21 protein-coding genes are annotated in these 25,527 nt (G+C 59.9%); 5 read left to right on the top strand and 16 right to left on the bottom strand.

The window, feature by feature from the left end; translation table 11 throughout:
* The 3 genes from V7714_RS05330 to V7714_RS05320 all read right to left on the bottom strand — a co-directional run bounded on the left by V7714_RS05330 (position 1) and on the right by V7714_RS05320 (position 2,835).
* On the bottom strand, positions 1-819 hold the full coding sequence (locus V7714_RS05330; RefSeq protein ID WP_335708781.1) for a GNAT family N-acetyltransferase: 819 nt from the start codon (positions 817-819) through the stop codon (positions 1-3).
* Positions 816-1,904, bottom strand: a complete 1,089-nt coding sequence (gene apbC / locus V7714_RS05325; protein ID WP_335708780.1) for an iron-sulfur cluster carrier protein ApbC — start codon at positions 1,902-1,904, stop codon at positions 816-818. The genes V7714_RS05330 and apbC overlap by 4 nt, the downstream gene beginning before the upstream one ends.
* Before the next feature lie 85 nt (positions 1,905-1,989).
* Complete coding sequence (locus V7714_RS05320) at positions 1,990-2,835, bottom strand: 2OG-Fe(II) oxygenase family protein (RefSeq protein ID WP_335708779.1); 846 nt, start codon at positions 2,833-2,835, stop codon at positions 1,990-1,992.
* 101 nt (positions 2,836-2,936) lie between these two features.
* On the opposite strand from V7714_RS05320, the gene metG reads away from it, so the two are divergent.
* The 5 genes from metG (at position 2,937) to dnaE (ending at position 10,099) form a co-directional block, all read left to right on the top strand.
* Positions 2,937-4,970: a methionine--tRNA ligase gene (metG, locus tag V7714_RS05315; protein WP_335708908.1), complete on the top strand. Its 2,034-nt coding sequence runs from the start codon at positions 2,937-2,939 to the stop codon at positions 4,968-4,970.
* 104 nt (positions 4,971-5,074) lie between these two features.
* Entirely contained in the window at positions 5,075-5,641 is a 567-nt protein-coding gene (locus tag V7714_RS05310) for a GNAT family N-acetyltransferase (protein WP_335708778.1), read from the top strand.
* Positions 5,638-6,324: an HAD family hydrolase gene (locus V7714_RS05305; protein ID WP_335708777.1), complete on the top strand. Its 687-nt coding sequence runs from the start codon at positions 5,638-5,640 to the stop codon at positions 6,322-6,324. Before V7714_RS05310 ends, V7714_RS05305 begins: the two co-directional genes overlap by 4 nt.
* Positions 6,321-6,596, top strand: coding sequence for an acylphosphatase (locus tag V7714_RS05300; RefSeq protein WP_335708776.1), 276 nt, complete (start codon positions 6,321-6,323; stop codon positions 6,594-6,596). Before V7714_RS05305 ends, V7714_RS05300 begins: the two co-directional genes overlap by 4 nt.
* 74 nt (positions 6,597-6,670) lie before the next feature.
* Entirely contained in the window at positions 6,671-10,099 is a 3,429-nt protein-coding gene (dnaE, locus tag V7714_RS05295; protein ID WP_335708775.1) for a DNA polymerase III subunit alpha, read from the top strand.
* Between the two features lie 75 nt (positions 10,100-10,174).
* On the opposite strand, the gene flgL is transcribed toward dnaE, so the two are convergent.
* The 13 genes from flgL to cysD all read right to left on the bottom strand — a co-directional run bounded on the left by flgL (position 10,175) and on the right by cysD (position 25,476).
* The gene (flgL, locus tag V7714_RS05290; RefSeq protein ID WP_335708774.1) at positions 10,175-11,836 is read right to left on the bottom strand and encodes a flagellar hook-associated protein FlgL; all 1,662 of its coding nucleotides are present in this window, start codon (positions 11,834-11,836) and stop codon (positions 10,175-10,177) included.
* 29 nt (positions 11,837-11,865) lie between these two features.
* Positions 11,866-14,517 carry a flagellar hook-associated protein FlgK gene (gene flgK / locus V7714_RS05285; protein ID WP_335708773.1) on the bottom strand — a complete coding sequence of 884 codons (2,652 nt, stop codon included), beginning with the start codon at positions 14,515-14,517 and terminating at the stop codon, positions 11,866-11,868.
* Between the two features lie 48 nt (positions 14,518-14,565).
* Positions 14,566-15,471, bottom strand: a complete 906-nt coding sequence (flgJ, locus tag V7714_RS05280) for a flagellar assembly peptidoglycan hydrolase FlgJ (protein WP_335708772.1) — start codon at positions 15,469-15,471, stop codon at positions 14,566-14,568.
* A gap of 199 nt (positions 15,472-15,670) precedes the next feature.
* Positions 15,671-16,783 (bottom strand): flagellar basal body P-ring protein FlgI, encoded by a 1,113-nt coding sequence (locus V7714_RS05275; RefSeq protein WP_290332937.1) that lies wholly within the window; start codon positions 16,781-16,783, stop codon positions 15,671-15,673.
* A gap of 4 nt (positions 16,784-16,787) precedes the next feature.
* On the bottom strand, positions 16,788-17,459 hold the full coding sequence (locus V7714_RS05270; RefSeq protein ID WP_290332935.1) for a flagellar basal body L-ring protein FlgH: 672 nt from the start codon (positions 17,457-17,459) through the stop codon (positions 16,788-16,790).
* 51 nt (positions 17,460-17,510) lie between these two features.
* Positions 17,511-18,293, bottom strand: coding sequence for a flagellar basal-body rod protein FlgG (gene flgG / locus V7714_RS05265; protein WP_335708771.1), 783 nt, complete (start codon positions 18,291-18,293; stop codon positions 17,511-17,513).
* Positions 18,294-18,355: 62 nt separating this feature from the next.
* Positions 18,356-19,093, bottom strand: a complete 738-nt coding sequence (gene flgF / locus V7714_RS05260; protein ID WP_335708770.1) for a flagellar basal-body rod protein FlgF — start codon at positions 19,091-19,093, stop codon at positions 18,356-18,358.
* A 97-nt stretch (positions 19,094-19,190) separates the two neighbouring features.
* On the bottom strand, positions 19,191-21,209 hold the full coding sequence (locus tag V7714_RS05255; protein WP_335708769.1) for a flagellar hook protein FlgE: 2,019 nt from the start codon (positions 21,207-21,209) through the stop codon (positions 19,191-19,193).
* Between the two features lie 68 nt (positions 21,210-21,277).
* Positions 21,278-21,952 carry a flagellar hook assembly protein FlgD gene (locus tag V7714_RS05250; protein ID WP_335708768.1) on the bottom strand — a complete coding sequence of 225 codons (675 nt, stop codon included), beginning with the start codon at positions 21,950-21,952 and terminating at the stop codon, positions 21,278-21,280.
* 15 nt (positions 21,953-21,967) lie between these two features.
* Positions 21,968-22,381, bottom strand: coding sequence for a flagellar basal body rod protein FlgC (flgC, locus tag V7714_RS05245; RefSeq protein ID WP_284196210.1), 414 nt, complete (start codon positions 22,379-22,381; stop codon positions 21,968-21,970).
* Positions 22,382-22,447: 66 nt separating this feature from the next.
* Positions 22,448-22,861: a flagellar basal body rod protein FlgB gene (gene flgB / locus V7714_RS05240; protein WP_284196211.1), complete on the bottom strand. Its 414-nt coding sequence runs from the start codon at positions 22,859-22,861 to the stop codon at positions 22,448-22,450.
* A 252-nt stretch (positions 22,862-23,113) separates the two neighbouring features.
* Complete coding sequence (gene cysN / locus V7714_RS05235) at positions 23,114-24,553, bottom strand: sulfate adenylyltransferase subunit CysN (RefSeq protein ID WP_335708767.1); 1,440 nt, start codon at positions 24,551-24,553, stop codon at positions 23,114-23,116.
* A complete protein-coding gene (gene cysD, locus V7714_RS05230) occupies positions 24,553-25,476 on the bottom strand; it encodes a sulfate adenylyltransferase subunit CysD (protein ID WP_335708766.1) in 924 nt (307 codons plus the stop codon). The genes cysN and cysD overlap by 1 nt, the downstream gene beginning before the upstream one ends.
* Between the last annotated feature and the right edge of the window lie 51 nt (positions 25,477-25,527).

Here is a 25,527-nt window from a genome sequence, read left to right as displayed (position 1 = left end):
CTAGTTTCCCTTGTCCTGCGCCGCAGGCGGCGCCTTATCCACGCCATAGGCTACCCCAACCGGCGCAAAACCCACACTGCGGTAGAGCTGGATGGGGCCTTCTTCATCGGCCACGATCACCAGCTTAGTCGCACCAAATTCAGCTATGGCCTGCTGCCCCGCCTCGTAAACCAGGCGCTTTGCCATGCCCTGGCGGCGCCAGTCCGGGTGGGTGCAGACATTCTGGTAGCGTGCCAGACCACCCTCACCCATGAATATCCCCAGCTCAGCCACCAGGGTGTCGCCAGCGAAAGCCCCATAGCGTTGCCCCAAGCCCGCCTCCACCATGCTGCGATAGGTAGCGAACTGGGCGGTCTTGAATGCCTCGTAAGCCTGTTGCTCCTGGCTTTCATCACGGCTGGCCACCTGCACCGCGATAGCGGCCTGCCAGTCAGCCTCACTCACCAAAGGGCGCACCAGCACTTGCGGGTTCATGCCTGGCGCCTTGCTTGGCTGGCTGCAAGCCAGTGCTTGCGAGGCATAAACCTTGTAGCCCGCCTGCAGGAACTGCGCCTGCTCTCCCGGCCCGCCCAGCCAGGCAAAACAGCGATGCCGGGATTGTGGCTGCTCTGCTGCTATATCAGCAATAAAAAGTGCTTCCCAATCCGCCAGCACACCCTGCTCTGGCGCCTGGGCAAACAACAGATAGTTACCCCAGTAAAAGGTGGGGTTGCCAGGCGTGGTGATGCACAGGTAGTCGCCCCTGTCCCGCACGACGCCCTCAAAGCGATGGAAAATCATCGCCGTGGCGTCCACCAGTGATTGGCTCAGGTCCATCATGTATTCTGGATGACGATCTTCGGTAGCTTGGCGGAGAAATCCTTGGCCTTCTCACCCACCTTGACCGCCACCTTACGGGCGATCGCCTTGTACAGCGCCGCCACCTTGCCGTCCGGCTCCGCCGCCACGCTGGGCTTGCCCTGGTCGGTTGCCAGGCGTATCGACAGCTCCAGCGGCAGTTGGCCCAGCAACTCCACACCATATTCGACGGCCATGCGGCCACCGCCGCCCTCGCCGAATATCGCCTCCACATGGCCACAGTTGGAACAGATATGCATGGCCATGTTCTCAACCACGCCTGTCACCGGCACGCCCACCTTTTCGAACATCTTCAGCCCCTTGCGGGCATCCAGCAAGGCAATGTCCTGCGGCGTGGTCACGATAACGGCGCCGGTAACCGGTACTTTCTGCGACAGGGTCAGCTGTATGTCGCCGGTTCCCGGTGGCAGGTCGATCAGCAGGTAGTCGAGATTGTCCCAACGGGTATCGTTGAGCAACTGCATCAAGGCCTGGGTAACCATGGGGCCGCGCCAGACCATGGGCTGCTCGGCATCAATCAGAAAACCGATGGACATGGCCTGTATGCCATGAGCCTGCATGGGCAGGATGGACTTGCCGTCCGGTGACTCCGGCTTTTGGCCTTGCAGGCCCAGCATCAGGGGTTGCGAGGGGCCATAGATATCGGCATCCAACAAGCCTACACGGGCGCCTTCTGCCGCCAAGGCCAAGGCCAGGTTCACGGCCGTAGTGGACTTACCCACCCCGCCCTTGCCACTGGCCACGGCGATCACGTTCTTGACACCCGGCAGCGGCGTCAGGCCGCGTTGCACCGTGTGGGCCTCTATCCTGGCTTCGACCTTGACGGCGACATCGAGCACACCCGGCACCGCCTTGAGCGCCGCTTCCACCTGAGCCGCGATCTCGGCATGCCGGCTGCGTGCCGGATAGGGCAAGGCGATGGTCAGGCTCACCTGGCCGCCCTCCAGACGCAGATCGCGCACCGCCTTCATGGCGACATAGTCGCGGCCCGTGTCGCTATCGACACAAGTTCTCAGCTTGTCGAGCAGGTCGGTTTCGGTCGTCATTGCTTGCCTTCTTCCATTCAAATATCGGGCTCGGGCATCCACGCCCGAGTCCCCTCAAACTTCACGATGCGTATCCCGCAAGTCCTTACGCGCGCTTGATACCCAGCTCACGCAGCCGCTCATCCAGATAGGTGCGGGCGGTATGGCGCTCAGACAAGACCACTTCGTCGCGCGGGTGCAGGAACAAGGGCAGCGAAATACGCGATTCGGCCGCATCCGCGCCCGTCGGGTTCACCACCCGGTGGGGCGTGGAAGGCAGCCAGCCTTGGGTCGCTTCTTGCAGCATATCGCCCACGTTCACTACCAACGCGCCCGTCTCATACGGCACGGCATGCCAGTTGCCCTGGCGGTCGCGCACTTCCAGGCCCGGGCCAGTGGCCGAAGGCAGCAAGGTGATCAGGTTGATGTCTTCATGCTCAGCGGCGCGCAATGCACCCGCCGGCTCGTCACCGCTGAGCGGCGGATAGCGCAGCACCCGCAGCAGGGTATTGGGGCTGCGATCTATCATGGTCGACAAGGGTTCGCTGAGCTTGCCGGACACCTCGGTCGGCAAGGCTGCCTCTATCCAACCCAGCAGCTCGGCGGCCAGGGCGTTGGCGGTGCCGTGGTAGGACAAGGCATCGGTGCGCAGCTCGGGCGGTATGCGGCCCCAGGTGTAGACGTGGTAGAACTCCTTCAGGTCGCGCTGGCTGCGGCCCTTGGCCGTTTCAGAGACATCGGGCGGGAACCAGCCGTCCTGGGTGTCACGGCTGAAGCGCCACGGTTCTTTCTCGCCCGATTCGAAGAATTGCAGCCAGTCGCGATAGATGCCGTTGATCAACCAAGGCGGTAGCGGATGGCGCACCAGCACGGCAAAACCGGTTTCGCGCAGGGATTGTACAAAGCGGCCCGGGGCATCATGGGCACAATAATCAACGGTTTGAACATTCATGGAGCAGGTTTAACGCTTTTATGTGATGTAGCAGGCCGGGTATTTTAAGCCGTTCAGCTATAATCGCCAGCTTCCGTGTACGTTTTGATAGACAGGATTGAATCGTGTCCGCCCGCAAGATACTCGTCACCAATGCTTTGCCCTACGCCAATGGCGCCATCCACCTCGGCCACCTGGTCGGCTACATCCAGGCCGATATCTGGGTGCGGTTCCAGAAGATGCGAGGCAATACAGTGCATTACGTCTGCGGCGACGACACCCACGGCACGCCCATCATGATCAATGCGGAGAAGCAGGGCATGACGCCCGAAGACTTCATCGCCAAGATGTATGACGAGCACGTGGCCGACTTTGCCGGTTTTCATATCGGCTTCGACGAGTTCTACACCACCAATTCGCCGGAGAACAAGGAACTGGCTGGCAGCATCTATCGCCGGCTCAAGACCGACGGCAAGATCGCGGTCAAGACCATCAGCCAGCTGTACGACCCGCAAAAACAGATGTTCCTGCCGGACCGCTTCGTCAAGGGCGAGTGTCCCAAGTGCAGCGCACGCGACCAGTACGGCGACAACTGCGAGGTCTGCGGTGCCACCTATGCCCCGACCGAGCTGAAGAACCCCTACTCGGCCGTCTCCGGCGCCACACCAGAGCTGCGGGAGTCCGAGCATTATTTCTTCAAGCTGTCCGATTGCCGGGATTTCCTGGCTGACTGGACCCGCCAGCCAGGCCGCTTGCAGAAGGAAGCCGCCAACAAGATGGGCGAATGGTTCGAGGCTGGCCTGCAGGACTGGGACATCAGCCGTGACGCGCCCTACTTCGGCTTCGAGATTCCCGATGCACCAGGAAAGTACTTCTATGTCTGGCTGGATGCGCCTATCGGCTACATGGCCGCCACCAAGCACCTGTTCGATCGCATAGGCGAAGATTTTGGCGCCTACTGGGGTAAGGATTCGGGTGCCGAGCTGTACCACTTCATCGGCAAGGACATTCTCTACTTCCACGCCCTGTTCTGGCCCGCCATCCTCGAATACTCCGGTCATCGCACGCCGACCGCCATCAATGTCAACGGCTTCCTGACGGTGGACGGGCAAAAGATGTCCAAGTCGCGCGGCACCTTCATTACCGCCAAGAGCTATCTGGATGTCGGCCTCAACCCCGAATGGCTGCGCTACTACTACGCCGCCAAGCTGGGCAGTGGCATCGAAGACGCCGATCTTTCGCTGAGCGACTTCGTTGCCCGCGTCAACAGCGACCTGGTCGGCAAATACATCAATATCGCCAGCCGTGCTGCCGGTTTTGTCAGCAAGCGCTTTGACGGCAAGCTGGCCGCCAGCCTGCCAGACAGCCCGCTGGTTAGCCGCCTGCAGGCTGCCGCCACCGATTTGGCCGAAGGGCTGGAGGCACGCGAATACAGCCGCGTGCTGCGAGAAATCATGGCGCTGACCGACGAGGTCAACCAGTACGTCGATCAGGTCAAGCCGTGGGAACTGGCCAAGCAAGATGGCAAGGATGCCGAGCTGCATGCTGCCTGTTCGCTGCTAATCAACCTGTTCCGCCTGCTGACCATCTACCTCAAGCCCGTCCTGCCCAAGCTGGCGGCTGACGTCGAGGCCTTCCTCAATGTAGCCCCCTTGCAGTGGCACGATGCCCAGACCCTGTTGCTGGGCCACGAGATCAAGCCTTACAGCCACCTGATGACCCGCATCGATCCCAAGCAGGTCGAGGCCTTGGTCGAGGCGAACAAGCAAAGCCTGGCTCCTGCCACCGAAGCGGCTGCACCCGCCAAATCCGCCATTGAGCCCATTGCCCCCACCATCAACATCGACGATTTCGGCAAGATAGATCTGCGCATTGCCAAGATTATCGACTGCAAGCATGTTGAAGGTGCCGAGAAGCTATTGCAGCTGACCCTGGATCTGGGCGACCACACCCGCAATGTGTTTTCCGGTATCAAGTCGGCCTATAAGCCAGAAGACCTGGTGGGCCGCCTGACGGTGATGGTGGCCAATCTGGCACCGCGCAAGATGAAGTTTGGCCTGTCTGAAGGCATGGTACTGGCTGCCAGCGGCGAAAACCCCGGCATTTACCTGCTGAGCCCGGATAGTGGTGCGCAGCCGGGCATGCGTGTCAGCTAACACAGCCAAACGGCAGCCTGCCAACGCCCATAAAGGCGTTGGCAGGCTGCCCCTGAGGCATCAACCGCAACACCATGGAGCCGGCCTGTCGGGCGGGCAAGCCTATGCAATTCCCTCTTCTTGGCAGCACACGCCTGTTGTTGCGGGAAATCACTGTCCGCGACGCCGATGCCATCTTCGCCATCCAGAGCGACCCCGAGGTCATGCGCTGGTTTGGCGCCGACCCCATGCAGGATCGCCAGCAGGCGCTGCAGCTGATCGAGATGTTTGCCAACTGGCGCACTCAGCCCAATCCCGGCACCCGCTGGGGCATAGTCCACCGTCAAAGCGGCGTGTTGATGGGTACGGCCGGGCTATTCCGCTGGAACCGTGGTTGGCGTAATTGTGTGCTGGGCTATGAACTGGGCCGCCCCCATTGGGGTCATGGCTATATGCAGGAAGCGCTGCAAACCTTGCTCGACTACGGCGTGGACCAGATGGCACTCAATCGCATCCAGGCCGAGATCCACCCAGACAACCATGCCTCGGTCAGGCTGGTGCAGAAGCTGGGCTTTCAGTATGAAGGCCGGCATAGACAGCAAGGCTATTGGGGCGGCAAGTTTCACGATCTTGACAGCTACTCCCTGCTGGCCCAAGACTGGCCGGCTGTCAGACAGGCATCGCAACCATGATGAAACTGGACTTCACCCCAGCCGCCGTGCTGTTCGATATGGACGGCCTGATGATAGACAGCGAAAAGGCGGTCATGGCTTGCTGGCTGGAAGCGGCCGATATCCACGGTGTTACGCTGGAGGATGATCTGCTGCATGCCATGGTGGGCCTGCATGAAAAACTCTGCATAGCCCTTTTACGCGAACGCCGGCCCGATCTCGACATCCGCACCCTCGGCGAGACTACCGATCGCCTCTACCACGACAAGGTGGAGCAAGGTCTGCCGCTCAAGCCCGGCATCGTCGAATTACTGCAATGGCTGACCGACCTGGGTGTCCCTCGCGCCGTGGCCACCTCCACCCGGCGTGAGCGGGCCGACCAGAAGCTGCACCGCAGCGGCTTGATCCGGTTTTTCCCGGTCGTCGTCACCGGTAGCGATATTGAACACCCCAAACCCGCCCCCGATATCTACCTCAAGGCCGCCAGCCTCTTGGGCGTTGCACCGCCGCATTGCCTGGTGCTGGAAGACTCCGAACCCGGCGTGCGTGCCGCCCTCGCGGCTGGCATGACTCCCATACAGGTACCCGATCTCAAGCCCCCCAGCCTGGAGGTCATCGCGCTGGGACACCGCATCGTCAGCTCCCTGACCGATGCCCACGCGCTGCTGCAGGCGCGCTATACCCGTAGCGAGCAAGGTGCATGATTGCCCGGCTGGTGCGCATACATGGCCGGGTACAAGGCGTGGGCTATCGCTATGCCATGGAAGACCAGGCCCAGTTGCTGGGCTTGGCAGGCTGGGTGCGCAACCGCCTGGACGGTACGGTGGAAGCCCATGCGCAAGGCCCGGCTGATGCCGTGCAGGCCTTGGTAGACTGGGCACATCAGGGCCCACCCCATGCCCAGGTCAGCAAGGTAGAGGTGACCGACACCTCCCCCACACACGAAACCCGCTTTCTACGCCTACCCACGGCCTGATGCCACTGGCGTCAACCGCTATTTTTTCCAAGCCGGGCCGTCACTGACCTCCCCCCGGCAGGTAAAATCGGGGGATGACGTCTCCTGCATTTATTCATCTCCGCCTGCATTCCGAGTATTCCGTCACCGATGGCATTGTCCGTATCGATGACGCGGTAAAGCGGGCCAAGCAACACAATATGCCAGCCCTGGGCATCAGCGATCTGATGAACCTGTTCGGCATGATCAAGCACTACAAGACAACCCGTGGCAGTGGCCTCAAGCCCATAGCCGGCGTGGATGTATTCATCGAGAACGAGGAAGATCGCGACAAGCCCTTCCGCGCCCTGCTGATCGCCAAGAACCGTGATGGCTACGGCCGCCTGTGCGAGCTCATTACCGAGGCCTATCGCCACAACCAGTACCGTGGCCGCGCCGAACTCAAGCGCGCCTGGCTGGAGCATGGCGACAATAGCCAGTTGATCGCATTGTCAGGCGCTCACCTCGGTGATGTCGGCCAGGCGCTGCTGAATGGCAACCTCGATAGCGCCAAGGCATTGGTGGCGTGGTGGGCCAGGCATTTCCCCGATAGCTACTACCTGGAACTGCAGCGCACAGGCGACCCCAAGTGGGAAACCGCCGTGCAAGGCGCCCTGCTGCTGGCCAGCGAGCTGGATCTGCCGGTGGTGGCCACCCATCCCATACAGTTTCTGGACAAGGACGACTTCAAGGCGCACGAGGCCCGTACCTGTATTGCCGAAGGCTACGTCCTGGCCGACAAGCGCCGGCCCAAGCTCTATACCGAAGAGCAGTACTTCAAGACCCCGGACGAAATGGCCGCCCTGTTTGCCGATGTGCCGGAAGCCCTGGTCAACACGGTAGAAATAGGCCGCCGCTGTAACCTTACCGTGGTGCTGGGCAAGAACTACCTGCCGCTGTTCCCGGTGCCCGAGGGCATGACGCTGGATGACTTCCTGGTGCATGAGGCCAAGCAGGGGCTGGAGGCGCGGCTGTTGCACCTGTATCCCGACGAGGCGGAGCGCCTTGCCCGACGCCCGGAGTACGATGCCCGCCTCAAGTTCGAGTGCGACACCATCATCAAGATGGGCTTCCCTGGCTACTTCCTGATCGTGGCCGACTTTATCAACTGGGGTAAGCAGAATGGCTGCCCCGTGGGACCAGGCCGGGGTTCGGGTGCAGGCTCGCTGGTGGCCTATGTACTCAACATCACCGATCTCGACCCGCTCAAGTACGCCCTGCTGTTCGAACGTTTCCTGAATCCGGAGCGGGTATCCATGCCCGACTTCGATGTGGACTTCTGCCAGGAAAACCGCTGGCGCGTGATCGAGTACACCCGCCGCAAGTACGGGGTGGAGGCCGTCAGCCAGATTGCCACCTTCGGCACCATGTCATCCAAGGCCGTGGTACGCGACGTCGGCCGGGTACTGGATCTTCCCTTCGGCCTGTGTGACCGCCTGTCCAAGCTTATTCCGCTGGAGGCCAACAAGCCTGTCTCGCTCTCCAAGGCCATGGAGATGGAACCACAGATCAAGGAATTGATCGATGCCGAAGACGCAGGCGAGCTGCTGGAACTGGCCGAAAAGCTGGAAGACCTGACACGCGGTATCGGTATGCACGCCGGTGGTGTGCTGATTGCCCCAGGCAAGCTGACCGACTTCTGCCCGCTCTATATAGCCAGCGGCGAAGATGCCTCGCCCGTGTCGCAATACGACAAGGACGATGTGGAACAGGTCGGCCTGGTGAAGTTCGACTTTCTGGGTCTGCGCAACCTGACCATCATCGAGCTGGCGCAACGCTATATCAAGCAGTTGACCGGCGAGGACATAGACGTCGCCAAGCTGCCACTGGATGACGCGCCCGCCTACAAGATCTTTGCCAGCGGCAATACCACGGCCGTGTTCCAGTTTGAATCCAGCGGCATGAAAAAAATGCTGGTGGATGCCCGGCCCAAGCAGTTTGAAGAAATTATTGCCTTCGTCGCCCTGTACCGCCCAGGCCCGATGGACCTGATTCCGGACTTTACCCGCCGGATGCACGGTGAACGCTTCGAATACCTGCACCCCCTGCTTGAACCGGTACTGGCCCCCACCTACGGCATCATGGTGTACCAGGAGCAGGTGATGCAGGCAGCCCAGGTTTGCGGCGGCTACTCACTAGGCGGCGCCGACCTGCTGCGCCGTGCCATGGGTAAGAAGAAGATTGAGGAGATGGTGGCGCAGCGCGCCATGTTCGTCGAAGGTGCTGGCAAGAACGGCATAGACGAGGCTAAGGCCAACGAAATCTTCGACTATATGGAGAAATTCGCAGGTTACGGCTTCAACAAGTCGCACGCAGCCGCCTATGCCCTGGTGGCCTATCACACGGCCTGGCTCAAGGCCCACCACTGTGCAGCCTATATGGCCGCCACCATGTCCACCGAACTGGACAACACCGATCAGCTGCAGTTCTTCTATGACGACTGCCTGGCCAACAAGCTGATATTCCTGCCGCCCGATGTCAATCACAGCGTTTACCGCTTCCTGCCCGTCTCCCGTAACGAGATACGGTACGCCCTGGGCGCCATCAAGGGCACGGGCGAAGCGGCGGTGGAATACATCGTGGCCGAGCGAGAAAAGAACGGCCCGTTCAAGGATCTGTTCGATTTCTGCCACCGTACCGACAAACGCATCGTCAATCGCCGTGTCATTGAATCCCTGATACGGGGCGGTGCGTTCGACAGCCTCAGCGATCACCGCGCCAGCCTGCTGGCAACCGTGGGCCTGGCATTGGAAGCCGCCGAGCAGGCAGCGGCCAACGCCAATCAAGGCGGCCTGTTCGATGCCTTCGAGCCCGAGCCGGAACACCTGATGCAACTGGTGGAGGTGCCACGCTGGGACGAGACGGTCAAGCTGACCGAAGAGAAGACTGCCATCGGCTTCTATCTCTCCGGGCATCCGTTTACGGCCCAGGCCAAGTTCGTCCGCCCCTTTGCCAAGAACGAGCTGGCAAGGCTGGTGCCCAGCAAAAGCCCGCAGTGGATTACCGGCGTCGTGCTGGAGGTGCGTACCAAGATAGGCCAACGCGGCAAGATGGCCTTTATCACGCTGGACGATGCCACCATGAAGCGCGATGTCATGGTTTATTCCGAGGTGTTCGATGACGCCCGCCACAAGCTCAGCGTGGACAGCCTGCTGGTGATCGAAGCCAAGGTCAGCGAAGACAGCTACGGTGGCGGCAGCGGTGTCCGTATCATTGCCGAACGCATACTCGACCTGGCCGAAGCACGTAGCCGTTTTGCCCAAGCCTTGAGGCTGGGCGTCAATGGCAATGCCGACCCGACGCGCCTGCGCAAACTGGTGGAGCCATTTGCCGGCGGCGACTGCCCTATCCGTATCGACTACCGCAACAATGCCGCAGCCTGTGCCTTGCAGTTGGGCGAGGAATGGCGGGTCACGCTGCGGGACGAGCTACTGGCTGAACTGCGTGGCTGGCTGGGAGATGAATCCGTGAAAGTACAGTTCTAGGCCACGGTACCACGGCAGTAGGATGTAAAAAAGCCGCAGCACTGTGCTGCGGCTTTTTCCTGTCTTGGCAATCAGCTAGCTGATGTACTGGAACAGCGACAGGTTCTGTATCGATGAGAACGATTTACGTGCTGCATCCAGATAGGTCTGAGTCTGGGTAAAGTCACTGATGGCCTGGGCGTAATCCAGGTCGGTCAGCTTGGAGATGGTGGTCTTGTACTGCACATTGAGGTCTTCGTTGGTGCTCTGCACCGACTCGCCCTCTTTTTGCCGCGAGCCTATGCCGGCCTGTATGGTCAGGATACGGGTCAGGGCATTATCCAGATTGGACAAGGTCGTATTGAGCTTGTTCTGGAAGGTGGCACCGCCCAGATTGGTCTCCTCGTAGCGCTCCAGCGCAGCCGAGAAATCGCCTATGGTGCTGAACAGGTCATAGTCGCGGCTGGCTTCCAGGCTGAAACTGTCACCATCCTTGGGTACGCCATCCATCGATATCTTGCCGCCAAAATCCCAGCCGGGGTACAGCGCACCGGTTTCACCGGTCTGCTGAGAAAAAATGATGTCTGCACCGGCCGTGTACTTGCGCGGAAAACTATTGGGGTTGCCTGCACTGTCGGTGCGGGTTGCCGTCGGATTGGCTGCACTGGCGGTACTGGTGGTGTAATTCCAGCCATCAATCAAGGAGGTGTTGTAATTAGCCGAGGCCGTATCGTTGTCGATAATGTCGTAGCTGGTCAGCATCTTGGCCGGATTATTCGGGTCCGGCACCGAGTGGAACTGCACTCGGTAGTTCTGGTTGTTGAGCGGATTGGCCCACTTTACCGGGTCGGCCACCACCCCGGGGCTGACAACCCCAGTGCCGCCGTTGGCCTGCAGCTTGGCATCAAAGGTTGCCGTACCGTTCACGGCGGTAGGCTGGTTGCCTTGCGCAGTAATCACCATGCCCAGGGCGGATACACCGCCCACCAGCGCAGCGTGCGAGGCCACCGTGGTGGCGCCGTCCGCCCGAGTGATGGTGTAGTTGCCACTGACGCTGTCCCAATCCACCCGGTAGTCCGATGCCACAAAGCCCCCGGCCGGATCGCGCGAGAACTGGATGGAACCGCCATCGCCCACCCTGACCGTACGCGGCAGTTCAGGCTGGGTCTGCGCAGTCGTAAAGGTGCCGTTGCCATTCTTGATCTTGACGAAGATATCCGATCCGGAATCCGACACGGGTATCTGCCGCGATGGCGACACCTGCACGGCGCGCTGGCCCTGGTCGCCGTCATAGCGCACATTGCCGTAGCCCTGCTCGTTGAATGGCTTGGTATCGCCCTTGAAGCCGGCAAACAGGTACAGTCCATTGCCATCCGTCGTATTCGCCAGCCCCAGCAGCTCCTGGTACTTGCCGCGGATATCGGCCTCCACCATACGCTTCTCGGCATTGGTCAGCGTGGTGGCACCCGACTGCACTGCCAGTTGCTGGATATCCTGTATGACCCCGATGGCGTGTTGCAGATTGGCCTCGGTCAGCGCCATGGTGTCATTAGCGTACTTCACATTGGTGACGTACTGCTCGTTCTGCCGTGTCGCCTGGGTCAGATCCAGCGAACGGGCCGAGGACACCGGGTCATCCGAAGGCGTCAATATCTTGCGGCCAGTCGATAGCTGATTCTGCAGCTTGAACAGATCAACCTGGCGATTGTTCATATTGAACACGCCCAGGTTGTAGATGGAACTGGTGGCGACACGCATGCTATTTACTCCTGCAGATCAATCGCTGCTTAACGGCCTATGTTCAGGACTTCCTCGAATGCCTTCTGGGCAATCTGGATTACCCGGCTCGATGCCAGATAGGCCTGCTGGTAGATAAGCAGATTTGATGCCTCCTCATCGAGGTTGACCCCGGACGCTTCCGCCAGCTTGGTTTGCGACTGCACCAGCAACTGGGATTGGGCCGCCTCGTTGATATTGACTTGGTTGGCGCGCACGCCCACATCGGCCACCAGCTTGCTGTATGCGCCCTGGTAGCTGGCCGTGCCGCCGCTAAGAATATTGGTGGTCTGCAGCTTGCCCAGCGCCAGCATATTGCGGGAATCGGCCTTGCCGCCGGTGTTGGGTTCAACCAGAAAGGTATCCCTGGCTGCAGGCACGCCGGTAATCTGCACAGTCCAGCCGTTGTAGGAGATATTGCCGTTCGAGGTATAGGCCTGTGAGCTGAACTGCACAGTCATGCCGCCATCCACCACATTGCCGGTGGCCGGGTCCAGGCTGTTGCCGCCCGACACGATATTGCCGCTGCGATCGACAATATTGCCGGTCGTGGGCTGAAAGCGGTTGCCGGTGGCCGGGTCGATCACCTCGCCAGTACTGGGGTTCACCAGATTGAAGCGGGTCGCGGTTTCAAACCGTATCGCTACCGGTGTCTTCATATCGGTGTTGATAGGCATGGTGGTGACCACGCCAGCCGAAATATTGGCCGTGCCGGTGTTCTTGCGCGGGTCTATCACGAAGCGGTCACCGGCAGCCGGTGGGCCACCACCGTCGGTAATCTGCACGGTCCAGCCGTTGTAGCTGATGTTGCTACCGGAGGTGTAAGCCTGGTTGGCTGCCAGCACAGTGCCCGTGTTGGCATCGCGGATATCAAAGGTGCCCGCAGCCGTAAACAGTATCTCTATCTTCTTGGCCGCCACGCCACCCTGTGCCGCCACAGAAGCCGATACGCTGCTGATCAGCGCGCCACCGGTATTGGCGGCATTGGCCGACGAGGCGATGCTGAAGGTATCAGACGAGGTACGGATGGGGGCTGCGGCCGCCACCTTGGCCGTATCCTTGATCATCACGGTCATTTCATCGGCAAAGCCGCGGGTAGGAAGCACCGTAAAGCGGTCCCCCGCCACCATATTGCCAGCGTTGATGCGGAAGGACAGGCCATCAATCTCGATGGGCGGGTTGGCCCAGGCCGACGCATTGATATTGAACTGGGCGCCGTCTTCCCTGCGTACCACCCGGTAATCGGGGCCGTCGAAGATGAACTCGTAATCGCTGGTGGTCAGCTTGCTGATGTCGGATATCGAAACCTGTAGGTCGGCATTGCCTTGGTTCCTAGCATTGGCGATCACCTCGGAGGCGGCGGGCCTGAAGCTGATACCTATATTCTCGCCAGCCAGCAGATCAGGGCCGGTAGGCGGGTTCACATTGGGGTTGATCGCCAGCTTGAAGCGGACACCAAAAGCATTAAAGCCGGTGGCACTGGTCAGCTCGCCCGATGCCAGGCTGATGGTGGCGGTTTGCCCATCGGTTAGCCGGGTAATGGTGTAGTTGGTTCCAGTATTGTCCAGCGCGATGTTGTAATCGCTCTCCACGAAGGGACGTACCGATGTCAGCTCGGCCGTCAGGCTCACCTGGTTGCCGCCTACGCGCGGCTGGGCACTGATGCGTTCGGTGGGGAACTGGAAGAAATTGCCGCCATACTGGCCATTCAGGTCCTGCCCCTTGCGGTGCTGCTCGTTGAAGGTCTGCGCCAGCGCAAGCGCCACACGGCCCAGGGAGTTCTGCGAGACATCCAGCACTTCCTTGCGGAATTCCAGCACGCCGCCCAGGGAGCCGCCGGTAATCATTTCAGAAGGAATGACAGCGGTCACGCCAAACTGCTGGTAGGCCACATCCAGGCGGGATGGATCATCCACCGCCTGCACGGCGCCCAGGGTGAACGAGCGATTGCCCACCACCAGGTTCTGGCCATTGCCGATAAAAATATTGTAGCTGCCATCGGTCTGCTTGATGACCGTGGATTTGACGTACTGATTGAGCTGGGTGACCAGATGGTCGCGCTTGTCCAACAAGTCATTGGGCAGGTTGTTGCCCACCGTGGTGGACAGAATGATCTGGTCGTTCAGATGGGCAATCTGGCCGGTGATGGAGTTGATATTGCCTACCGTGGCCTGGATCTCGGTATTCACGTCGCTGCGCAGCGTCTGCATGCGCGAATCCACCGTCTGCAGCTTGGTGATCATGGATTCGGCCAAGCCCAACAGCGATTGCCGTGCGGTCACATCCTGCGGGTTGTTGGCAACCGTCTGCACACCGGTGAAGAAGTCCTGCAGCGAGGGCGAAAAACCAGCCGAAGGGTCGGCCAGCAGGTTGTCCAGATCGGCCAGGTGGGACTTCAGGTTGGTCAGGTAACCGGCCTGCGCCTGTGCCGTCTGCACCTGACGGCCAACAAACTCGTTGTAGATACGCGTAATGGTATCAACCTGGGCGCCGCGGCCCAGGAAGCCACCACCGGTAGGCGTGGGCTCTACCGCGCTCTGGCCTATCACCTGCCGGTTGTAGCCAGGTGTGCTGGCATTGGCGATATTGTGGCTGGTGGTGGTCAGCCCAATTTGCGCCGCCTTCAGACCCGATACTGCAATGCCGTAGATACCGTTACCCATGATTTCCTACCTCTGCCGCCCATATGTCGGCACGTCTATCGTTATTGCTCAGGCAGCCTTATAGGCCTTCAGCGCCGGGTGCTCAGCCACACGGGCCAGCTTGTCGGCATAAGCCGGATCGGTGGCATAGCCACCTGCTTGCAGTTCCTTGCCAAAAACCTTGGCGTCCGCACCGGCCTGTACCGCATCGCCATAGCGCGAGGACAGCAGGCGGGCATAGTCGGCAAAAGCCTCGGCATAGCTGTTGTAGACGCGGAACCGTTCCACCCGCTTCTGCGCTACGCCATCTACGAATTCGGTGGTGGTAATGTCGGTGGTCTTGCCTTCCCAACCCCGGCCAGCCTTGATGCCGAACAGGTTGTGGCTGTTGTTGCCCTGGGCATCGACTATGGGCTTCTTGCCCCAGCCGCTTTCCAGAGCGGCATGTGCCAGCATCAAATGGGGCGACAAACCCAACGATTGCGCAGCAGCAAGGGCAGACTGGCCGATATCGCCAATGAACTCACCCGCATCACCAGCAACAGCCGCAACCGGAGCGGCAAGCTTTGCCGCCACGCTAGCCGCCGTATTGCCACCCCAACTACCTCGCGCAGGGCTGCGCTGCATGACCTGCAGGCTGTCGGGGTTGTTCATCCGCTCTATCTGGGCGGCGATCAAATCCGCCAGCCCCAGGCCACGACCGGCACCGCTGGTCATGTTCTGCGATAACTGCTGGTCATACATGGACTGGAACATGCCCACCGTGCTGCTTTCCAGCTCGTCGAACTTGGGTGTGGCGTCACGCATGGATTTCATCACCATGTCGAGAAACATCTTCTCGAACTGACCTGCCACCTCGCGTGCTGCCCCTTTGGGGTCCTTGGCCAGCCGGGCACGCAAATCACCTACAGCCTGCGCATCTATCGCGAGCTTGGCGTTGAGGCTGGCATCAGTGGGGTTGGCAGTGAGTTGCATGGCGCTTGTCGGTTTCGAGTAGGCTCGAACCAAGCAAAGCAAGGATAATGCCTGACAATATTACCAATACAATTCAATAACTTGCATTGAAAATCATGGGCAGCACCGACCATCAGACCAGGCGGGCGGCAAGAACTGCCATCGGCAGCAAACGAAAAAAAGGGCGCCAAGGCGCCCCCTCTGCCGCACGGTTTGGGCGTCAGATCACTTCCAGATCCGCCTTCAGCGCACCAGCCGATTTCATGGCCTGCAGTATGGCCAGCAAGTCCTGCGGTGTGGCGCCTATCTGGTTAAGTGCGCGCACCACCTCGTTGAGCGAAGCACTACGCGGCACGGCCGTCACGCCGCCTTTTTCCGCCTTCACTTCCACATCGGCATTCTGCACCGGCTGGGTCTCGCCGCCCGATAGCGGCTTGGGTTGGCTGACTTCATTCTTGGCCGAGATGGTCACCGTCAGGTTACCGTGCGATATCGCGCACGGCTCCAGCGTGACCGCCTTGTTCATGACCACCGACCCGGTACGGGCATTGATGATTACCCGTGCCACCGCATCTGCCGGGATCACATTCAGGTTCTCCAGCTTGGCCATGAAGCTGACGCGTGCATCGGGGTCTTGTGGTGCACGAACCTGTATGGTGCGGGCATCCAGCGCGCGAGCGGTAGACGCCCCCATGCCGGTATTGATGACCTGCGCCACCTTGCTGGCGGTGCTGAAATCCGCATCGTGCAGCGCCAGGGTAATGTAGTCGCCCTCGCCCACGCCGCCAGGCACTTCGCGCTCCACCGTGGCACCATTGGGTATGCGTCCTACGGCCAGCTGATTGACCTGCGTGCTGGAGCCCCCGGCCGATGCACCCGCACCCGCCACGATCACATTGCCTTGGGCTATGGCGTAAACCTGGCCATCCGCCCCCTTGAGCGGGCTCATCAGCAACATACCGCCGCGCAAGCTCTTAGCATTGCCTATCGAGGACACGGTGACATCAATGGCCTGGCCTGAACGTGAATAAGGCGGCAAGGTACCGGTCACGGTCACTGCCGCCACATTCTTGAGCTGGAGACTGGTGCCAGGGGGCAATTGCACCCCCAGTTGCGTGAGCATATTGATGACGCTCTGCACGGTAAACGGCGTCTGTGTGGTCTGGTCGCCGCTACCATCAAGGCCCACCACGATGCCGTAACCTATCAACTGGTTGGGCCGGACACCGCCTATGCTGGCCAGCTCCTTGATTTTCTGGGCGTAAACCGTACTGCAGCCAAGGGCCAGGAGTAGACAGGCTATCAGGCGGACTGCGGTACGGTTTAGAAGCATCGGGTCAGAATGGCAGGAAGCTGAAGAAGAATCGCTGCAGCCAGCCGGCGCGGTCGGCGGATGCAATCGTACCGCTGCCCATTTCTTCTATGCGGGCCTCGGCAATCTTGTTTGAGGATACCACATTGCCTGCTTTCACATCGGCCGGGTTGACGATGCCCGATACCCGCAAATAACTGATTTCGCCACGGATATTGACTTGCTTCTCGCCGGCTATCACCAGGTTGCCATTGGCCAGCACATCCACCACCTGCGCGGTGATCTGGCCACGGAAGCTGTTACTGGAACTGGCTGTACCCTTGCCATCATGCTTGTTGGTTGACTGTGTATCGAGCGCCAGTCCGCCCAATATGCCGCGGAAGAAATTCGAGCTGGCGTTGACGTCCACCTCGGTACTGTTTTCACTGGTGCGCTCAGCCTTATTGGCAGAATTGCTGCTGGCGTTGATCTGCTCTTCAATCAGCACCGTCAGGTTGTCGCCCATGTGCCGCGCCAGCCTGTCCTCAAACAGGGAGCGGGCCGTTGCTGCCTGGTAGATGCTGCCCCGCCCCGCTGCCACTTGCGGCTGCGCCATGGGCCGCACACTGGTCGGCTGGGTAACGATGGTCGGTGGGATGCTGCTGGCGCAGGCGCTCAGCAACAACACGGCTATCAGGCTGAAGGTGTTACGTATCATGGCCAGGCTCCTGTCAGTATTTTGCTTATGCCATTGGTTCACGTACGTGGCTTACAGCTGTGTCAGCTTCTGCAGCATCTGGTCCGAAGTCTGGATAGAGCGTGAATTGATCTCAAAGGCCCGCTGCGCCTGGATCATATTGATCAGCTCTTCGGTGATGTTGACGTTGGAGGTTTCCACATACTGCTGGTTGAGCACACCCAGGCCAGTCTGTCCTGGCGTGCCTGCCTGCGGCGCACCTGATGCAGCGGTTTCCAGATAAAGATTCTCGCCCACGCTCTGCAAACCCGCCGGATTGATGAAGGTCGCCAGTTGTATGGTGCCTATCTGGGTAGCCTGGGTCTGCCCAGCCTGCAAGGCAGTCACCACGCCATCACGGCTGACACCGAACTGCAGGGCCCCTTCCGGTACCGTGATATTGCCTTGCAAGGGGTAGCCCTCGGCCGTGACGATCACCCCCTGATTATTCAACTGGAAGGCGCCATCCCGGGTATAGCCTATGGTGCCGTCCGGCATCTCGATCTGGAAAAAGCCGCGCCCGTTGATGGCAATATCGTATGGGTTATCAGTCAGCTGCAGATTGCCCTGGGTATGGATGCGCTCTGTGGCAACAGGCTTGACCCCGGTACCCAGTTGCAGCCCCGTAGGCAACTGTGTCTGCTGACTGGTCGCGCCGCCTGGCTGGCGTAGCGTCTGGTACAGCAGGTCTTCAAAAATCGGCCGGCTACGCTTGAAGCCATTGGTATTGACGTTGGCCAGGTTGTTGGAGATGACGTCGATGTTCATCTGCATCGCGTCCATGCCTGTCTTGGCAACCCACAGAGAGCGCATCATGGCGGCTATCCTTTCGTCTTTCCTGTCGTTTTATTCGTATCTTGCGGGTACTTGCTGGCGATTTAGCTTACCGCCATGATCTGCGCAGCAGCCTTGGCGTTCTGATCAGCTGTTTGCAACATTCGTACCTGAAGATCGTAGTTGCGCTGGTAATCAATCATTTTCACCAATTGATCCACCGCATTGACGTTGCTGGCCTCCAACGCCCCATTGGTCATCTGCACGCTGGCATCCACCTGGGCTGGCTGACCATCGCGCAGCCTGAACAGCCCATCGCTGCCGCGTTCCAGTTGCAGCTCGTCTGGCCTCACCAGTTTGATGCGGCCTATCTCGTTGCTCTGCGCGGGGTCATTGGCCGGTGCGGCAGTGATGGTGCCATCCTTGCCAAAGGTCACGATGCTGTTTTCGGGAATGATGATAGGGCCGCCATCGCCCTGAACGGGATAGCCCTCGCGGGTCTTGAGCAGGCCGGTCGCGTCGATCTCCAGGCTGCCGTTGCGGGTATAGGCCTCGCCATTGCCGGTCTGGACGGCGAACAAGCCCTCGGTCGTGATAGCGATATCCAGCTCGCGCCCGGTGGTCTGCAGGGAGCCAGGGCTGAAATCCGAACCTAGGGTCTGTTCCAGCGTATAGCTGCGGGTCTGGTATCCAGTGCCGCCGACGGCTTGCACGGCGCGAGACGCCGCCAGCTCCTGCTTGAAGCCAGGTGTGGTGGCATTGGCCAAATTGTTGGCGACGGTGGCCTGCTGCAGGCTGGCGTGCTTCGCCCCTGTCATGGCCGTGTAGATAAGCCGATCCATGCAACTCTCCCAGAGCGGCAAAGCTCGCCGGTTGCCCGGAAAACCTTGCCGGTCGTTTAACGATCCGCGCGGAGAGCGCTAGGTCGGCTCTGAGGCGTTAACGCAGGTTGACCATGGTCTGGAGCAACTGGTCCTGCGTCTTGATCGTTTGCGCATTGGCCTGGTAGGACCGTTGCGCGGTAATCATGTCCACGAGTTCCTTGGTCAGGTCGATATTGGAATCCTCGACCGCGCCCGACTGCAGGGCGCCAAAGTCACTCGTACCCGGCGTACCAATCCGCGCCTGGTTGGACGCGTAGCTTTCTGCCCAACGGTTATCGCCCAAAGGCTGCAAACCCTGCGGGTTGGCAAAGTTGAACAGCGTTATCTGGCCTATCGTGCGGTTCTGGCCGTTGGAGTAACGGCCCAGTATCAGACCGTCCTTGCCTATCGACAGACCCGTGATATTGCCGTCTGCGTAACCATCCTGGCTCAGTTCATTCACACCGAACTGGTTGCCGAACTGGGTTGTCCCCGTCAGGAAGGTGGTAAACGCCAAGGGCGTCTGCGCACCGCTCGGAGACGGTATCGGAGAGGTATATGCAAAGCTCGTGCCACCATTCATCTTGCCGGCGGAATCAAAGGTCACATAGCCAGGTTGCAATACCGGCGTTGCCCCGTCAAAGCTCGTCTGCACCTCCCAGGCATTCACCCCCACCTTGGTCATATAGAAGGTCAAGGTATGCCTCACCCCTTGCGAGTCATACACATCCGCCGAGGTCGAGTGGGTAAAGGTATTGGGGTCCGTCGGGTTTACCGCCGGTGAGCTACGGGTTTCCACCGAACCGGCGGTGAACACCCCCGCACGCTGGGTCACACCCTGCAGGCTGAGATTGAAGTTCATCGGACCGCCGGGCTCGCCAAAAGGCCCAGGTGGGTAGGTATAGGTTGCCGGGATGATGGGATCGGAAATGATCTGGCCGTTCGTATTGAACACCACAGCCGGAATGGGGGTGACACCGTCGGGCAAGGTGGAGACCGGTCCGGCGCCATCGATATCATAGGTAGCCGTCCAGGTATTGGTGGCTGCCTTGGTCAGGGTAATGGCCAGCGTGTGGGTCACACCATTGGGGTCGCGGAATGTCGTGTTGTAGACATGGGGCGTGGTGACCGGGTCATTGGCGTCCAGGTTGGAGTTGTAGACCGCCACCGTGGTGCTCGATCCCACATCGCTGACACTGATGGTGCCGTTCACAGGTGCAGCCGTCTCCTGGATGCCGGAGAAATTCAGATTGAAGTTGAACGGCGTCGAGCCATAGGCCGGCGCAGGCGAACCTATGGGGTAGGACACCGACTGGGTAGCACCCGATTGCAACTGGCCGCCCGGCGTAAAGACCAGCGGTGTATCGGTACTGGTGAACGAGCCTGCTCCATCCAGCTGGGTCTGCACACTCCAGGTAGCCGGCCCCACATTGATCAGCCGCACATTCAGCAAGTGGAACTGCCCCATGGGATCGGCCACCCGGGTCTGGTAGTCGATCTGCGTCCCTACGCCAGCCCCCTGCTGCAACTGGGCTCCTGTTACGGATACCGTCTGGGTGCCGCGTGATATCAGGTCTTCCCGCGCGTCCAGATTCATCCCCACCGTCAGGCCAGCATTGGCCAGGGTAGAGCCGCCCGTGGCGCGGGCACCGATATTCGAGGTGCGTACCTGTATGGCCTCGGGTGAGCTGCCAGTCAGCAGTTGGTTATTCTCGTTGGCGATGTAACCGGCCAGCTTTTGGCCGTTGTTGACGATATAGCCGTCCCTGTCCAGCTGGAACTGACCATTGCGGCTATAGCTATAGCTGCCGGAAGGGTCTATCAGGCGGAAGAAACCATTGCCCTGTATGGCGATATCCAGTGGGTTGTTGGTGCTGCTGATATTGCCCTGGGCAAATTGCTGGGCCACATTCGAGGTGCGGCCACCGATACCCACCTGCACGCTGGTACTGGCCAGGGTGTTGGCATAAATATCGGCAAACTCGGCGCGCGATCCCTTGTAGCCGACGGTGTTGGCATTGGCCACGTTGTTGCCGACCACGTCGAGGAATTTGGAGGCGGAATTCAGACCGCTCAAACCTTGCTGGAAGCCCATGGTGTTACTCCTGGATATCGCTTGCGGGTTACGCTGTTTGATGCTTTACCGGCCGCAGCCGGCGGGCATTACATGATGCTGCTGACGTCGCCAAACGGCAGTACACGGCCATCGGTCAGCCGCAGATTGACCGTACCGCCGGTCATGGCCACGCTGTCGACCTTGACGTAGGTGTAACTCGGTATCTGCTTGTTGCCGCCATTGGCTTGTGCCACCGAGGCCGAAATGTAGTACTTGCCGGCAGGCAGGCTATTGCCATTGGCCCCCTTGCCATCCCACTCCACCGCCTGGCGACCAGCGAGCTGCTTGCCCAGCTGTATCTCATCCACCTTGTTGTTGCTGGCGTCGTAGATGGCAACAGTCACCACGCCACCCTCGGCAGGCACATCAATCTCATTGGTGACCGGCTTGCTGCCATCGAACTGCATGGTGTCGCCCTCCACCATCACCGTCTTGCCTATCAGCGCCGCTGCCTGATAACTCTGGGCGGCATTGAAGGTCGCCATCATGCTGGTGATGCTGGCATTCATGTTCTCTATCCCACTGACAGTGCTCATCTGCGCCATCTGGCTGGTGCTTTCCGCACTATCCATGGGGTTCATCGGATCCTGGTTCTGCAATTGGGTAATCAGCAGCTTGAGGAAGCGATCCTGGGTTTCTTGCGATTTGTTCTTGCTGTCGCGCGCCTTGTTGATGCTCTCGAACAGGTCGGCACTATTGGTCACGCCGGTGGTGGTGGTCATGGCGTCGGTTCCCTATCAGGCTTGGCCCAGTTGCAACGTCCGCTGCAGCAGGGTCTTGGCGGTATTCATCATGTCGGCATTGGTCTGGTAGGAGCGCGAGGCGGAGATCATATTGGTCATCTCCTCCACCACATTCACATTGGGCATGGCGATATAGCCATTGCCATCCGCCAGCGGATTCTTGGGGTCGTACACCAGCCTGGGCGGTGCCTGATCTTCCGACACGGCCGCAACCGTCACCCCGACTGCCTGGGGCTGTCCGGCATTGAGCTGAGTGGCGGCAAACACCACTTGCTTGGCACGGTAAGGCTGCCCCGTGGAGCTGGTGGCGCTCTCGGCATTGGCCAGGTTGCTGGCGGTCGCATTCAGCCGTATCGACTGTGCGGTCATGGCCGACCCGGCAATATCAAACACGCGGAACAAAGACATGGTTTACTACTCCTGTTTTCCTGCCTGGCCGACTAGCGTCGCCACGCTGGATTCTGCAAGCTGCGCTTACTGCGACTGCAATGCAGACTTGTAGCCTTCGATACGGCGCTGCAGAAAGGTCAGCCCAGCCTGATAGCGGATGGCATTGTCGGTGAAATTGCTCATTTCCACGTTCATGTCCACCGTGTTGCCATCGATCGACGGCTGTATATCGTTGCGGTACATCAGTTCGGCTTCCAGCGTGCTGCTGGTCTTACCTGCCAAGTGCCGGCTATCTGTCCTGGCCAGCCCCACGCCCTGCCCGGCGCCACGCTGTGCCGATACCGCATTGCCCAGCGCCTGGGCAAAGTCAAAATCGCGGGCCTTGTAGCCCGGTGTATCGGCATTGGCGATATTGCTGGCTATCACTTCCTGCCGCGTCGCCCTGAGCTTGAGCGCGGCTTCATTGAAAGCAAGGTGGTTACTCAGCCTGGATATCATGGCGGCCTCACGGGGTGAATGGCTGTTTTATGGTCCTGTCGGATAACAGCAAAGCACGCAGCATGCCAAGCCATGATTCACTGTGAAATCAGATCCTTGACCACCATACCAAGGGGGCGGCAAGAAACGGAGCGGCAAGCCTTGCCGCCCCACGCCGCAGGCCGGCGGCAACTGTCGCCAGGGATGCTAAATGCAAACAGGCCAGCACGAAGGCTGGCCTGTTCTGGCTTTGTGGCAGGGCGGGAATGACGTCTATTTACCCAGCAGGCCGCTGATATCCTTGGCCTCCCAGCTTGGGAAATACTTGCGCACCAAGCCATTCAGCTCCACCTCGAAGGCACGCAACCGCTCCAGTTCGTTCAGGTCGGCCTGCCCGCCCTCCGCCACCGCGGCGGCCACCACCATGCCGGCACCAGCCGTCGCATTGCTCAGGCGGTCTATCACGATCAGGCTGCCCGTGCCACGGCACTCGCGGTAAGCATCGAACACCACGGGCGCGTTGAGGGTAATCCGGCACAGGCCGATTTCGTTCAGGCCCAGTTGCTGGGTCTCCATCTCAGCCAAGGTATTGACATCCACCCTATGCAGAATGCGCTCAACCCGGCCAAACACCTGCTTGCCCGACAACTTGAAGGCGTATTCCTTGCCCGGCACCAGCGCCTGCTCGCTCATCCAGACGATATGGCTATCCAGCGTGGTGGAGACATTGGGGCGTGTTTCGCTGGCCTTGACGATCATGTCGCCACGGGAGATATCGATCTCGTCCTCCAGCGTCAGGGTGATCGCCTGGCCATTGAACGCTCGCGGCTGTTCGCCCTCGTAGGTCACGATGGCCTTGACCCGGCTTTGCTTGCCCGACGGTAGCGCCACAACGGCGTCACCAGGGTGGATTTCGCCCGCAGCGACGGTGCCGCAAAAACCGCGGAAATCCAGGTTGGGACGATTGACGTACTGTACCGGCAAGCGGAAGGCATCAAGATGCACATCCCTATCTATTTCCACCGTCTCCAGCAGCTTCATCAGCGTCGGCCCGGTATACCAGGGCGCCTGGGTCGATTCGCTCACCACGTTATCGCCACGCAAGGCTGAAATCGGCACGAAGCGGATATCCGGTATACCCAGCTGCTCGGCAAAGGCCAGGTATTCAGACTGTATGCGCTCGTAAACAGCCTGGTCGAAATCCACCAGATCCATCTTGTTCACCGCCACGATCACATGCCGTATGCCCAGCAGGCTCACGATAAAGCTGTGCCGGCGGGTCTGCGTCTGCACACCGCGACGGGCATCAATCAGGATGATGGCCAGATTGCTGGTCGAGGCCCCCGTCGCCATATTCCGGGTGTACTGCTCATGGCCCGGACAGTCGGCAATGATGAACTTGCGCTTGTCCGTACTGAAGTAGCGATATGCCACATCAATGGTAATGCCCTGTTCGCGTTCGGCCTGCAGGCCATCCACCAGCAAAGCAAGATCAATCTCTTCATCAGTGGTGTTGTACTTCTTGGAATCACGCTGAATGGCTGCCAGTTGATCCTCGAAGATCAGCTTGGAGTCGTGCAGCAGGCGCCCTATCAGGGTGGATTTGCCGTCGTCCACATTCCCGCAGGTGATGAAGCGCAACAGATCCTTGTTCTCGTGCTGCTTGAGATAGGCCAGGATGTCGCTGGCAATGAGGTCAGATTGGTGCGACATCAGAAATACCCTTCCATTTTCTTTTTTTCCATCGAACCGGCCGAATCATGGTCTATCACCCTGCCCTGCCGCTCGCTGGTCGTGGTCAGCAGCATTTCCTGGATGATCTCCGGCAGCGTGGCCGCAGTAGATTCCACGGCCCCGGTCAGCGGGTAGCAACCCAGGGTACGAAAGCGTACCGACCGAGTAGTGATGCTGGCCTTCTGCTCAGGTGTCAGATACTCGAGGATGCGGTCGTCGTCTATCATCACCAGCGTGCCGTTGTAGTTCACTACCGGCCGTTCTGCCGAGAAGTAGAGCGGCACGATCTCGATGCTCTCAAGATAGATGTACTGCCAGATATCGAGCTCAGTCCAGTTCGACAGCGGAAACACTCGTATGCTCTCGCCCTTGTCTATCTTGGAGTTGTAGATATTCCAGAGCTCCGGTCGCTGGTTCTTGGGGTCCCAGCGATGGTGCTTGTCCCGGAAGGAATAGACCCGCTCCTTGGCGCGGCTCTTTTCCTCATCGCGCCGGGCGCCGCCGAAGGCCGCGTCGAAGCCATGCTTGTTCAGCGCCTGCTTCAAGCCCTCGGTCTTCATCACATCGGTATGCTTGGCCGAACCGGCGGTAAACGGATTGATGCCGGCCTTTACCCCGTCTTCGTTCACATGCACCAGCAGCTCCCAGCCTTCCTTGGCCTGCTTGTCGCGCAGGGCGTACATATCCCTGAACTTCCAGGTGGTATCCACATGCATGAGCGGAAAAGGCGGCTTGCCAGGGGCAAAGGCCTTCTTTGCAAGGTGCAGCATCACGGCTGAATCCTTGCCGATGGAATAGAGCATCACCGGGTTGTCGAATTCGGCGGCAACCTCGCGGATGATATGGATGGACTCGGCCTCAAGCTGTTTGAGGTGGGTCAGGCGATGTTCGGGAAGCGTCATACGGTATTCTGCAATCTCGATAGGTGGAGGCCCGTCAATCCGGCCATCGAA

The organism is Chitinimonas sp. JJ19, from assembly GCF_036961565.1.
In the GTDB taxonomy this organism is placed as follows: Bacteria; Pseudomonadota; Gammaproteobacteria; order Burkholderiales; family Chitinimonadaceae; genus Chitinimonas.
Note: the sequence above shows the minus strand (reverse complement) of the source record. Positions and strands in the feature narration are given on the sequence as shown.